Below are 13,527 nucleotides of genomic sequence, written 5' to 3'. Positions count from 1 at the left end.
TTACATACATAACTCTGAATTACTGGAATCCAGGTGAAAATTGAATAAGCGAAACTGAAAAAACTACTTGACTGAATTACCCTGGCAAAGTATATCACGTCAAAGGTTAGCTCGCTTAGATGGCATATAACTCTAAAAACCGCAGCTGACCGCTTGATTGGAGAGTTAAATCCATGACATATAGAGGCATTCTCTGAATTTTACCATTCACCAGAATGGGAAGCCGCTACGGGGTGCATCGTATGACGCTCCACTCCATCCAACTGCTGTTTTTAGGATAACGCAAACTAACCCAGTTCGAAACTGGTTACACCGTATAATCGCTCAGAATCTAAGGCAGGAGTTTGCTGGGTGTACATTCTTGCCGTCTCAAAAACTGGTTGCATCTTATAGCGCTGAACAAGTGCAAGCGCATTGGGATTTTTTTCCATAATATCCAGAAAAACGGGCTGCCCTGCTTTTACATTTGTATTGAGTGCTAAAAATAAAGTTTCAGCGAATTCTGGGCTATTTGCGAACAGTGGACCAATTTTATAGCCCTCGCGGCAAGCGCGAATTACTCCGCAGGCAACCAGCTTGTCTTCTTGAATAATGCCAAGTGCTACGCTATCTGGTTGAGCAAGCCACAATTTTAGAAATGTAGCTCTATCAGTGGGGAAAAATACTGAATCGTATAAATTAATCTGCTCAAAAGGAATATCTGTAAGTTTAATTATTCCTGAATTATTTGGAACTTTACCACCTGTTAGCCCTTGATAACGAATATTGCGATATGCCTGCTGAAAACCGTATTTTTTATAATTATCCAGCTGTGCAAGCACACCATCCAACCCGATATTGCAACCTTTAAGATAATCAAGTCCCGCATTCATGATCTTGCTGCCATAACCCTTGCCACGATACGACTTTTTAACAATATAAAGCCCAATAAAACCAAAGGAATCGCTGTATTTAACTGCAGACAAACAGGCAATAGGTTCATTGTCAAGTAAGCCTAAGAAAAAACCGCTGTTATCGGCTGCGTAAAAACAATCGCCATCATTCAAACCAGGATTCCAGCCTTCAGATGCGGCTAATTCAATCGCGAAATCGAACTCTTTTCTGCTCATCCTTCTTATAACGTAGGTGTCGTTCATGATGTTCTCCTTTGCTCATTGGGTTTGCATTTAAATAAAAAAGTTACATAACTCTTGATGCCAAGTTCGCTGTTGAAATGACTCTGGTACTGTATTTTAGAGGTATTTGGGCTCAGTATCTCCAAGGGTATTTCACAGCAATTTATTGTTTGAATAAAGGTTGCTGCATAGCAAAATCGTTCGAATATTCCGCTATCTTATTAGAAAAGTTACTTTTTTGAACCATTCATTGGTGTATTTGATAGCATATAAAGTTATCGATAAATTCATGTTGTTGAAAAAGATGTTTATTTCACCGCTATATCAAACATGCCCATCTTTATCGCATCTTCGGCCAGGGCAATTGGATTTATCCAAAGGCTGTATCAGCTTGATCTTACTGCGGGTGCACGTGCTGATGAAAAAAGTGAAAGGCACTGTTTCAACCTAAAAACAGCAGGTGGAGTAGAAAAATACAAGGTGTTGCAAGCCCCTTATCAAACACAAAGTTGATGGTACGCTGGGATGTTTTTTGTCGTGTCATAGATAACTATGGCGATATCGGTGTGTGCTGGCGATTGGCGCGGCAATTAGCAGCAGAGCATGGCATAGCAGTGCGGCTGTGGGTAGATGATGTAGCTAGCCTGCAGCGCATTTGCCCGGATGTCGATGCCACCCTGGAAGTGCAAAATTGTCGAGGAGTAGAAGTGTGGCGCTGGATTGAGCCATTTCCTGACTTGGTGCCGGCTGAAGTGGTGATTGAGGCATTTGGTTGCGAGTTGCCGGAGAATTATATGGCGGCGATGGCCCCCTCCATACTTCAGTCCACAAACCACGTGTGGGGTAGACCTTCTCCTGCACGGGGAGAGGAAGTAAAGCGGGTATGGATCAATCTGGAATACTTATCGGCGGAGCAATGGGTGGAAGGTTGTCATGGCCTGCCTTCGCCACATCCGCGCTTACCGATGACCAAATATTTCTTCTTCCCCGGCTTCACTCCAGCTAATGGTGGGTTGCTCCGAGAGAAAGGACTGTTGGCGCAACGGAATGTATCGCAACACAATCTGGCAGAGTTGTGGGATCGATTTGGCCTACCTTTTCCTCTTTCCCCCGAAACCATCGTTTCGCTGTTTTGTTATGACAGTGCGCCGATAGGAAACCTGCTGGATGCTTGGGCGGTTTCAACCACAGCGGTACGCTGCCTGTTACCAGAGGGCAAAGCATTAGAACAGATAGCGAGCTGGGCTGGACGAACAAGCCTGGCAGTAGGCGATAGCGTGCAGCGTGGCAATTTGGTCTTGCACGTCACCCCTTTTATGCCGCAGGAAGATTATGATCGCTTGCTATGGGCGTGCGACTGCAATTTCGTGCGCGGCGAGGATTCCTTCGTGCGAGCGCAGTGGGCAGCACGACCATTAATCTGGCAAATCTACCCGCAACAGGACAACGTGCACCAGGTCAAGCTCAATGCTTTTCTTGACCGCTATTGCCAGGGATTAGCAAAAGAGGCCGCTGCCGCATTGCGCATTTTTTACTATAACTGGAACAGCGGTAGGCGCTTGGATTGGGATGATTTCTGGCAGCATCGCACGGTGTTGCAAGACCATGCTATGGCTTGGGCCGGGCAGCTTGCTAAAATCACTGATCTCGCGTCTAACTTGGTAAGTTTTTGCAAGAATCAAATATCCTCTAAAAATTCAAATTTTTAAGCTGGGTAAGATGTGAACGAAAAATTTTTGTGTGCTATGTGTTTGATATGTAGGAGTAATTCTCTGTGAGCATGGCTCGTATAATAATGAGAATTGAATTTTTAAAAGTGCTCGGAGTATAATATAAATATTTATTATCCCTAGAATTATTAGATGAAAACAGCCCAGGAACTTCGTGTAGGTAACGTGTTTATGGTTGGCAATAGCCCTATGGTCGTTCTGAAAACAGAATTTACCAAATCCGGCCGCAACTCTTCCGTGGTAAAAATGAAATTCAAGAATCTGCTTACCGAATCACCCAGTGAGGCAGTGTACAAAGCAGATGATAAATTCGACATAGTCGTGCTGGATAAGAAGGAGGTTACCTATTCCTACTTTGCCGAGCCCATGTATGTATTCATGGATGCTGAATACAACCAGTATGAAGTTGAAGCGGAAACCATGAGCGATGCGCTCAATTTCCTGGAAGATGGCATGCCTTGCGAAGTGGTGTTCTACAATGATAAGGCCATTTCGGTCGAACTACCCAACTCGGTAGTACGCGAAATCACCTATACCGAACCCGCCGTCAAGGGCGATACCTCCGGCAAGGTAATGAAGCCTGCTAAAATCGCCACCGGCTTTGAATTGCCGGTACCGTTATTCTGCGAAATCGGCGACAAGATCGAAATTGATACCCGTACGCTGGAATATCGCAGCCGGGCCAAGTAATTTCCCCGCTCACAGAAAAAAATACAAGGAGCCAATAGGCTCCTTTGTTTTTTCAGGGTATGAGTACAAATAAAATGTTTTTTTATCAGTTTGCTGAAAAAGTTATTTCCTCCCTCTGATACCATGCGCATACGAATCGTTCCAGAGATTCGCGGATGAATTAAGCTAGTCCTTTGGAGTTCGTTGGATATTCATTTTTTCTGACATATCCGTCCCGCCAATCTGGGATTTCTGAATAACGGATAAATTGTCTCTCAATCAGTTTATTTCTCTCAAAAGGTAAAAAACTACAACTTTAGACGGAGACTTTGACTTTCAATGTTTAAAGTTAGACGTTTTTTAGATCAAAGAGAAATAGTAGTCGAATAGTAGTTGCGTAGAGTTAATACGTAGCCATTCGTTGCAACGCTGGCCAAGTTTAGTTTAGGCGTAATAATTCAATTTGTCGATGAGAAACATTATTTCATCCTCTGGCCATGACTAAATTAATAATCAGGTGATTTTCTGAACAAAGATTCTATAAAAGGATCAAAAAAATTTAGGCAAAATAATCAAAGGTAAGATCAGGGAAGTCATCGGCGTGATACTGAACGATAAATATTGAAGATTGAATGAAATGTTCAAAAGAACATCGTTAAGTTCCAGGGGGTTTTTGGTAATCTCAAGAAAGATATTGAAGGCTAAAAGGAGCGCTGCTGAGTTGTTGTCGCTCCTGATTTCGTAGCGTTCCCCTGCTCTTGGGAGCGACTTTCCGTTTCTTGATTGTTGAAAGGGAATTCATAAAAGGGAATTCATAATGAGAGTTAAGCCCAGTACGATCACGAATCTCGCTAAGATTGCGACGAGCAGTATATACCAGAGAAAGGAAGACGAAACGGCGAACAGCCAAATCTACGACCAGATAGCGGCGGGTTATGACAATGATTACGGTAGGATTTTTAAGCGCGTTAAATATGAGATTGAAATTCAATTCTCACAGTTGCCTTTGAGTTCTCCTTCGATTGTCGATGTAGGGACTGGCACGGGTGAGAATATTCTGCTGGCAAAAAATTTTTTTGGATCCTTGGATGAAGTATATGGAATCGATATTTCCCGTAAGATGCTGGAAATTGCCAAAGAAAAGTATCCTCCAATGCAGACGGTCCAGGCTAGCGCACTGAGTATGTCGAATTTCATACATCATAAAGTTGATTTGGTTTTTATTCACTTTCTCTTGTCATATGTATCCATAGATAAGCTTCTGCCGCTGGTCTCACAGCTGCTTAAGCCGGATGGGTATATCTCAATAGCGTCGTCTCTTCTCAGCTCCTGGCCTAAAGGACAAAAACTCGGAATGTCACTGGGATTAAGTCCCAGCTCTGCTAAGCACTACATACCCAAGAGCTCAGAAGAATTGAGGAGCAAGCTGACTGATTTAGGATTTAAGGAAGCCGATTCTATCGAAATCCGCAAACGTATGATCTTCGATTCTATCGACGATGTCTATCGATTCGGTTTTGAGCAGGGCTGGGTCTATCAGCTATTCGAGCTCTTGGGCTGCGCTGGTAATCCGGAGAAATTCGCTAAAGACTGGGGTCATATCATTCCATATGATGATGAAATCCATATCCATATAGGTCTATATAAGAAATCTAGAGCAAGAAAAGAAACAGAAGATCTCCTCCAACTCTAATGCAACATTCGAGTTAGATGACTAAAGAGATAAACCATGAAAACGGCAGAGTTGTTAAGGCAGCGTTTACAGCTCGTGTACCGGTGGTATAGGAGCATGGTTAATCCGGATACGGGGATGTTTGAATACCTCTACTTCCCCCAGACCGATACTTTCGTCCATGAGAAATCCCCCATCCGGGACATCGCCTCTGTGTGGGATGTGGAAATGCTTAGCGATTTCCTCAACAAGGATGAGCTCCGGCCACTGATCGAGAACTCGTTGCAGCATTACGGTGATTGCCTCATGAAACGCGAAGGATACCTGATCCTCGCCCCCATTCGTTTAGAGGAGCCTTCGTCTATCGCACATAGCGCCTTTATGATCCTGGCTCTGCTACATGCCCCTCCACCCCGCAGGATTCAGCAGATCTCCGCCCTTGCCCAGGGGATACTGCGGCAGCAGAGGTCAGATGGCTCATATAAAGTGTACTTCCATGATCTGCCAGATGAGGGCGAAGAGCTGTACGCCGGCGAAGCCATGCTCGCCCTTCTGGAAACCTACCGGCAGTTGAAGGATGCTCGCTACTTGCAAAGCGTGGAATGCGCCTTCTCCTATTATGATAGGCAGTACTTCCAGCATGCTCGCGTTGCAGAGAATATACTTGTTTTCTTTGCCAACTGGCAATCCCAAGCCTGCCGTCTCTTGTTCGAATACACTCAGAGCGCCGAAATCAAGCAGGACATCACTGACTATGTCTGCCGCATGCACGACCAGATAATTCAACAGGGCTTCTACGAGAACATCGAGCACCATCCGACCCTGCAGGTATCAGTGGAGATAGCCTGCGCCCTGGAAGGCCTCAACGACGCCTACGCGTTGGTATCCGCCTCAGGCGATAAGCGCGCTAAACGCTATCACCACTGCATCTGCACGGGATTGGCATACTTGCTCAAACTGCAATGCACCCACAACGGCACGGAAAAGGAACGGGGCGGTTTCGGCTTGTCGCTAGAAAACCGCATGCAGAGGATCGACATCAGCGGCCATGCGGTCAGTGCTTTCATGAAGAGTATGGAGAACGGGATCGAATGCCAACTGCCAGTAGATTGACTACGTCGGTCAGAAAAAAAGAAAGCTATCCTATCAGAAGAGAATGATGATGTACCGTCGCAATCTCCTGCAAAGGGTATTGAGCTCGTTTGCCTCGAAGCCATAACCCGATTTTTTATGCTCCTTAAAGCGAAAAAGAGAGGATTTTTTGGAATCGTTTAACAGAATAGGTGCCTACATATTTGGCTTTATTTATATTTTGCTTTAATAGAAAATGATTTTTATTTTTCTAGACACAGGCTTGTTTATTCTGTCAGAGTTCATTACCTGGACTCTGTATTTCTTATGAATTCTCCAGTTCGTGCGTTGACATCGTTATGGCTGACCAGCGTCATACTCACCCTCTGCCTGGCTGTTATTACCGGGTGCAGCGGGGTTTCTCGTGGCGGCTCGCTGTTAAAAGATCCAACGCGCCAAGCCGAACGCGACAAGATGGTGGATGAACAGATCATTTCCCATGGCATCAAGGATCCAAAGGTCCTCGCCGCGATGCGCCGTGTTCCCCGCCATAAGTTCGTTCCCTCCCGCTACTCTGCCATGGCCTATAATGACATTCCTCTCCCGATTGACCATGGCCAGACTATCTCGCAACCCTCTCTCGTTGCGCTTATGACCGAAGCGCTCGCATTAGAAGGAGCCAAGAAGGTGCCCGAGAAGGTGCTTGAAGTAGGAACCGGCTCAGGGTACCAAGCTGCGGTTCTGGCTGAGATTGTATCTGATGTCTTTACCATAGAAATCATCGAACCCTTGGCGACAAAGGCCGCGCGCACACTGGCAGAATTAGGTTACCGCAACATCCACACACGCGTTGGCGACGGCTATCGAGGCTGGCCGGAAGAAGCTCCTTTCGACGCCATTATCGTGACCGCTGCATCCGATCATGTACCGCAACCGCTGCTTGATCAACTCGCCGTTGGAGGACGATTGATTCTACCGGTTGGCCGTAATTACCAGACCTTGGAGATCCATCGCCGAACTGCAAAAGGTTATGAGCGCAAAATTATCACGCTCGTGCGGTTTGTCCCGCTGGTGCGCGAGAGACAACAAGAGTAGACCGTGCCGATGGAGAGATCGGAGCGAGATCCGTCCACACTTCCCCGTCACATCGGCTGGTTTACGGCCAGTTGTGTCCTTGTCAGCAGCGTTGTCGGTACCGGCATCTTTACCACCACCGGCTTCATGGCCCGTGACCTTGGCCATCCGGGGTTGATCCTCTCAGTTTGGCTGGTAGGGGCGCTGATCGCGCTCGCAGGAGCCCTCTCCTATAGTGAGCTGGGCGCAGCCTTTCCAGTCGCCGGCGGAGAATATACGTATCTTCGCCGAGCCTATGGACCGTTCGTCGGGTTTCTCAGTGGGTGGACGTCTTTCACCATCGGTTTCAGCGCCGCCATTGCAGCAGGCGCAGTGAGCTTTGCCGCCTACTTCCTCCAACTCTTTTCGCTTGATGACGAGAGAGGCCCGTTATCTACCGCCTTAGCCTTAGCCCTTCTCTGGTCTATCACAGGCTTCCACCTGGCTGGCGGTGGGGCAGGAGGCGCTCTCCAGCGAAGTCTGACGGTGCTGAAGGTGGGTGCTATTTTCTTATTCATGATAGCAGGGCTGATGTTCGGGACGGGCGACTGGGCCCATCTTGCTCCCACAAATACTCAGCCTGCCCTCACCATTGGATCCTATGTCGTGTCGTTGATCTTTGTCCTCTATGCCTATTCTGGCTGGAATACCGCGGCGTATCTGGCGGGAGAGATCACTGATCCTGCCCGCACTATTCCCCGGACGATGATTGGCGGCACGCTCTTCGTTGCTCTGCTTTATCTCTTGCTAAATGGATTCTACTTCTACGCTCTGCCAGTGACCGAGCTAGCCACGCCGCCGCTCTTGCCCGTTGCGGATAAAGTTGCGCGAGCCATGCTGGGTCTCGAAGCCAGCCGGTTCGTGACTGCTATCCTGTGCCTTTCGATCGCAGGAGCCGTGAGCGCCATGGTATGGGTCGGATCACGCGTCTACTATGCCATGGCACAAGACGAGTTGATTCCCTCCGTCTTTGCGAACATCTCTGGCAGGCAACGCGCCCCGCTCAACGCCATTCTGCTACAAAGCCTCTGGGCCTCAGCCCTGATTTTATCGGGAAGTTTTGAGCAACTGGTGATTTATAGCGGTTTCGCGCTGGTAATTTTCAGCGCACTCGCAGTGGGAGCAGTACTGATTCTGCGTCGACGGGAACCGGACTTACCCCGCCCTTATCGTACCCCTTTTTATCCGTTTATCCCGGTATTCTATCTGGTTGTGTCAATTGTCATCGTTGGGAGCGTGCTCTATGAACGACCGTTAGAAGGTGGTGTTGGAATCGCGACTGTCTTAGCTGGAACACCGCTATACCTGCTCTGGCGTCGATTCCGTCGTGCCGAGAAAGGAGGCACGTGACTCGCGGCAAAGATGCCGTCTCTGTCGCATTAATCAAGAAACGCCCATTTCGGACGAGCTGATCGACCGCTTTGTTCAATGCTGAACCATGATGCTGCGTATCATCGACATCTGAATTCACCTGGAGTATAGTTTATTCCAGAGAAGCCTCCTTTTAATAACTATTTGATTTAAACGTGAGAGCTTATACCACCCAGAGACAGCTAGCAGCAAGGGTAACTCCCAATTCTCAGGGAGAAGGGGCGTCTATATCTTTTCTACGCCGAGGCGCTGCTGCTAAAGTTCCACTTGTTGACCCTGGAGGTTGACGATCATGGCGGCTCTGCCAATTCGTTCGCTCGCACTGATTGTGCGCACACTCGAGGGTGGTGGAATGCAGCGCATCGTTCTGCTGCTGGCTGAAGCTTTTGCGAAGAGCGGTATTCAGGTGGAGGTCGTGACGGGCCATGGCGTTGGAGCAACATTCAAACTACCGCCAGGCGTGAGTATTCGATGTCTGCCCCACAGCAATGCACTCACCAGCAGTCTTGCATTACTCAAGGCGCGTCCTCATGACGCGCTCCAGCTGTTGCCACTTCTGACCCCCCTGAAGCCAGACATATTCTGGCGCCTGCCTGCGTTTATCGAGTATCTGCGTACCGCGAAACCCGATGCTATTCTAGCAGCAGGAACCCAGTCCAATCTTGCGGCAATCATTGCGCGCGCTGCCGCTGGTATTCCTGCTCGGCTGGTGGTCAGCGAGCATAATACGCTGTCAGTCGTGGCACATCACGGCCACGGTCTCTTCCGGCGGGCTTACCCTGGACTCATTCGACGCTTCTACCCGGAAGCCGACGCAATCGCTGCTGTATCTCGCGGAGTCGCGCGGGACTTGGCTCAGACAGCACACCTTCCTGAGGAACTGATTACGCTGGTCTATAACCCTGTCGATGCCGAAGCGGTCGCTCGCGCCGGTCAGATGCCGGTCGAGCATCCCTGGCTTACTGACCGCTCACGTCCGCTCATTCTCGGTGTGGGGCGCTTGCACCGCCAGAAGGATTTCCCTACGCTTATCCGCGCCTTTGCCATTGCGCGCAAGGAACGCGATCTGCGACTGGTCATTGTGGGCGAGGGCAGCGAGCGCAAGGTGCTCGATACGCTTTGCCATCAGCTTGGCGTGCAGGGCGACGTCCTCATGCCTGGCTTCGTCGACAATCCTTTCGCCTGGATGAGTCACGCCTCGCTATTCGTCTTGTCGTCGGCATGGGAAGGGTTTGCACTCGTGCTGCTCGAAGCGTTGGCAAGTAGTTGCCCCGTGATCAGTACCGATTGCCCGAACGGCCCGCGTGAGATCCTGCAGGACGATACCTATGGTGCGCTGGTGCCGATCGGAAACCCTGAAGCGATGGCGGATGCAATGCTTGCGACCTTGGCAGCTCCGCCGGATGCTGCACGCCTACGAGCACGTGCTGCCGAGTTTTCAGTCGACGCTACCGTCGCGGGTTATCGCAGGCTGCTGGAGGGCGTGGGTAGACATGGTTGAATAACAAAATTTAGCCAAAGTACTCTATTTTTTACGCGCCATGCACGCTGTGATTTGTCATTCTATTGTGTGCAAAAGCTTAAGGGTTTCGCCTCTTGAAAGGAGCGTGGGGGCGAAAGTGTGGCAAGTTTGGTAGGGTTGCGCGGTAAAGGATATTGGCGCGTTCGAGTGCAGTTGTCCAGATTACCTTGCGAATGGCTTGATCGTTTTTCTATAGTGCGAGGGTACGTGAGTTGTAAAAATTGGATTACAATTCAAGGTGTTCCGCCTTGTCCGCATCACTTTCTTTATCAAAAGCGGCTTTAGGCATTGCTAGGACTTTATCGATACGCAAACCATCGAGATCGACGATTTCAAAGGTCCATTTTTCCCACTCACACCGATCCCCAGTTTGTGGGATTTTTCCCAAAAGCAACATGATCATGCCACTTAACGTGTGGTAGCGGCCGCGCTCTTCTTCTGGCACTGCATTCATCTCAAGCCGGTCTTTAAGCTCAGGAATCGGAATCAGGCCATCAAGTAACCACGAACCGTCACCACGCAGTACTGCCCAAGATTCTTCAATTGCGTGCGGCTTGAATTCACCGGCAATCGCTTCCATGACATCTTGCAACGTGACGATACCTTGCACCTCGCCATATTCATCCACCACTATGGCCATCTGCACACCGGAATTCTTGAATTCCTGGAGCAGTTCCATACCGGTGAGTGATTCCGGAATAAAGATGGCGGGTTGCAAGCCTTCGATCAGATTCGGCTTTTCGCCACGTAAGGTCTGTGCCAGCATTTGGCGTGCGTTTGCTATTCCCAAGATATCGCTCCAGTTACCGCGCACTACCGGGAAGCGGGAATGCGGACTCATCTCAAAACGTTGCAGATTTTCTTCCAGGCTTTCTTCGACATCGAAATAGATGATTTCACTGCGCGGCACCATGAACGATGCGATCTGGCGATCATCCAGGCGGAATACGTTTTTTACCATTTGGTGCTCTTGCTGCTCGATAATGCCCGCTTCGGAGCCTTCCTCCAGCATCAGATGCAGTTCTTCCGCCGTCAGCGCTTGTCGACCAGTATCTTTAATACCGAACAGACGCAATAAGAGTTGCGTTGAAGCCGAGAGCAGAAATACAAAGGGCTTCACTAGGGTAGCAAGTAACATCATGGGACGAGCCACCAACCGCGCAAGCGGTTCGGGGTTAATTTGCCCTAAACGCTTAGGAACGAGTTCGCCCAGCACGATAGAGAAGTAGGTGATGGTCACGACCACGAGGCCGGTGGCCAGATAGCCGGCATGGGGCGAGGGTATGCCTAGCGTAGTGAGCCAGGCACTCAAAGGTCCGGCTAATGTTGCTTCACCGATAATGCCATTCATGACGCCAATCGAGGTGATACCGATTTGCACGGTGGAGAGAAACTTATTAGGGTCGTTGCCTAGTTCCAAAGCAGCTTTGGCAGCGCCATCGCCTGCATTGATGAGCTTTTGCAGACGAGCCTTGCGAGCCATGACAAGAGCAATTTCAGACATGGCAAAAATGCCGTTAAGAATAATAAGCCCAAAAAGTAGCGCAATTTCCATAATTAGAGCGCCCAGTTGCGCTCAGGTGTTAACAAATCAGTAATTTCTAAAATATTAATAAAAATTATTAATTTATTAACCACATCTATTTTCTATAAGCAAGCTGTTTCCTTCGCCTACCAATGCTAAGAAAAAAACTAGTTGATTAGTAAGATTGTAAGCTATTTATATTTAATAATATTATTTTACTCTATGTGGACTTCACACATTTCTTGGCAGCGACGCTAGAGAGAAAAATGGTGCAAAGAGAGAAGAAATGAGCAAATTTATGGGATTTCTTGAAACCTCGAAGTATGCAAGAACCCTTAAGAACCAGCGCAGACACGCGGGAGAAGATACAAAAAACCGAAAAGATAAATGGTTAGTGTTTGTTAATGGTAGAGGCGGCGAGAATTGAACCTTCAGCTATTTCTAATAAATCAACCATACTGTGATTACCTATGCTGTTTTTGTGGCAATTTGTAGTATTTCCTCAGTGGTAATAAAAATAAGCTTAACCCCATCTATTAAGACTATCAAGTATTGATTTGGTTCTGAAAATTAGTATTACTAAATGGCAATAGTAACTCAAGAGATTTATCATTAACAATTAGCAGCTTGCAATAAAAACTAATAATTCATTCAAGCTTTGTATCATATTTTTCTAAATATGGTTCGTAGATGCTTTAGTGGGTAAATATTCAGCAAATTAATTTCAGAAGGATTGGTATGAAACCAAAGATATTTATTGGTTCTTCAGTTGAGGGTTTGAATGTCGCATATGCAATACAACAGAACTTAACATACGATGCAGAGGCAACTGTATGGGATCAGGGAGTATTCGAATTATCAAAAACTACAATCGAGTCTTTGGATCAAGTATTAAATATTGTTGATTTCGGTGTGTTCGTATTCCATCCTGATGATGAAATCAAGATGAGGGGAAAAAATTCCAAAACGATTAGGGATAATGTTTTATTTGAATTAGGGCTATTCATAGGAAAGTTAGGTAGAGATAGGGTATTTTTTGTTATTCCAGATGGAGTTAACATTCACATACCTAGTGATTTAATTGGCATAACACCAGGTAAATATAATCCTCATAGAGAAGATGGAAGCTTACAGGCTGCATCTGGGGCTGTATGTAGTCAGATAAGAAATCAGATTAAAAAATTAGGTCTTATCAGACCTGTGACCGAAAAGGATATAGCAGAAGATTCAACCAAAAGACAAAATGAATCAACAGATGATTGGATAAATAATTTTATTAACAAAGATTATAAATTAGCAAAAGTAAAGCTTGAGAAAGCTTTGAGTGAGAAATCTGGAGTCGAATTGCTTAAATGCCAAGCTTCGCTTTCTTATATCAATTTCAAAATAAACAATAAAGAAGGTCTTCACGATTTAGATGAATTAGCAAAAAAAATAAAAACAACTCAGAAGTTCTTAAGCTTATTTGCAAATTTCTGCACTGGGAGGATTATAACGAAAAAGCAATAGAGATTGCTAAAGCAGCTTTAGAAGAGAAACCATTAGATAATGGCCTTATTGAAATAATTTCAGAATGTTATAAGAATGAAGGTGAATTAAATAAGGCTATAGATATTCTTAAAGAGAATTTCCCAGAAAACAATCTGAAGTGGTCCCCAAAAACTGTACAGATTGTTAAGCTCTGACAAAATTAAAAAGGAGCTTAATGACGATGAGTAAGAAGCGCACTCAATATTCGA

General features: G+C 46.9%; 11 protein-coding genes. 9 read left to right on the top strand and 2 right to left on the bottom strand.

Going from position 1 to position 13,527, the window contains the following annotated elements; all coding sequences use genetic code 11:
- Positions 1 to 287: 287 nt before the first annotated feature.
- Positions 288 to 1,136, bottom strand: a complete 849-nt coding sequence (locus BLV54_RS03915) for a GNAT family N-acetyltransferase (RefSeq protein ID WP_176969665.1) — start codon at positions 1,134 to 1,136, stop codon at positions 288 to 290.
- Positions 1,137 to 1,445: 309 nt separating this feature from the next.
- Here BLV54_RS03915 and BLV54_RS03910 point away from each other — a divergent pair, with 309 nt between their 5' ends.
- The 8 genes from BLV54_RS03910 (at position 1,446) to BLV54_RS03875 (ending at position 10,242) form a co-directional block, all read left to right on the top strand.
- Entirely contained in the window at positions 1,446 to 1,628 is a 183-nt protein-coding gene (locus tag BLV54_RS03910) for a hypothetical protein (protein ID WP_090568077.1), read from the top strand.
- Entirely contained in the window at positions 1,628 to 2,824 is a 1,197-nt protein-coding gene (gene earP, locus BLV54_RS03905; protein WP_090568074.1) for an elongation factor P maturation arginine rhamnosyltransferase EarP, read from the top strand. Before BLV54_RS03910 ends, earP begins: the two co-directional genes overlap by 1 nt.
- A gap of 153 nt (positions 2,825 to 2,977) precedes the next feature.
- Positions 2,978 to 3,535 (top strand): elongation factor P, encoded by a 558-nt coding sequence (gene efp / locus BLV54_RS03900; protein ID WP_046849733.1) that lies wholly within the window; start codon positions 2,978 to 2,980, stop codon positions 3,533 to 3,535.
- 796 nt (positions 3,536 to 4,331) lie between these two features.
- Positions 4,332 to 5,207, top strand: a complete 876-nt coding sequence (locus BLV54_RS03895) for a class I SAM-dependent methyltransferase (protein WP_090568071.1) — start codon at positions 4,332 to 4,334, stop codon at positions 5,205 to 5,207.
- A 96-nt stretch (positions 5,208 to 5,303) separates the two neighbouring features.
- Positions 5,304 to 6,299 carry a hypothetical protein gene (locus BLV54_RS03890; RefSeq protein ID WP_143032412.1) on the top strand — a complete coding sequence of 332 codons (996 nt, stop codon included), beginning with the start codon at positions 5,304 to 5,306 and terminating at the stop codon, positions 6,297 to 6,299.
- A gap of 285 nt (positions 6,300 to 6,584) precedes the next feature.
- Positions 6,585 to 7,352 (top strand): protein-L-isoaspartate(D-aspartate) O-methyltransferase, encoded by a 768-nt coding sequence (locus BLV54_RS03885; RefSeq protein WP_256329104.1) that lies wholly within the window; start codon positions 6,585 to 6,587, stop codon positions 7,350 to 7,352.
- 9 nt (positions 7,353 to 7,361) lie between these two features.
- Positions 7,362 to 8,720, top strand: a complete 1,359-nt coding sequence (locus BLV54_RS03880; protein ID WP_090568065.1) for an APC family permease — start codon at positions 7,362 to 7,364, stop codon at positions 8,718 to 8,720.
- Between the two features lie 313 nt (positions 8,721 to 9,033).
- The gene (locus BLV54_RS03875; RefSeq protein ID WP_090568062.1) at positions 9,034 to 10,242 is read left to right on the top strand and encodes a glycosyltransferase; all 1,209 of its coding nucleotides are present in this window, start codon (positions 9,034 to 9,036) and stop codon (positions 10,240 to 10,242) included.
- 247 nt (positions 10,243 to 10,489) lie between these two features.
- On the opposite strand, the gene BLV54_RS03870 is transcribed toward BLV54_RS03875, so the two are convergent.
- Complete coding sequence (locus tag BLV54_RS03870; RefSeq protein WP_090568059.1) at positions 10,490 to 11,818, bottom strand: hemolysin family protein; 1,329 nt, start codon at positions 11,816 to 11,818, stop codon at positions 10,490 to 10,492.
- Positions 11,819 to 12,526: 708 nt separating this feature from the next.
- On the opposite strand from BLV54_RS03870, the gene BLV54_RS03865 reads away from it, so the two are divergent.
- Positions 12,527 to 13,297 (top strand): TIR domain-containing protein, encoded by a 771-nt coding sequence (locus tag BLV54_RS03865; RefSeq protein WP_090568057.1) that lies wholly within the window; start codon positions 12,527 to 12,529, stop codon positions 13,295 to 13,297.
- Positions 13,298 to 13,527: the final 230 nt, after the last annotated feature.

The organism is Nitrosomonas sp. Nm33 (assembly GCF_900107265.1).
GTDB lineage: Bacteria > Pseudomonadota > Gammaproteobacteria > Burkholderiales > Nitrosomonadaceae > Nitrosomonas.
This window is presented reverse-complemented; position numbering and strand designations above follow the sequence as displayed.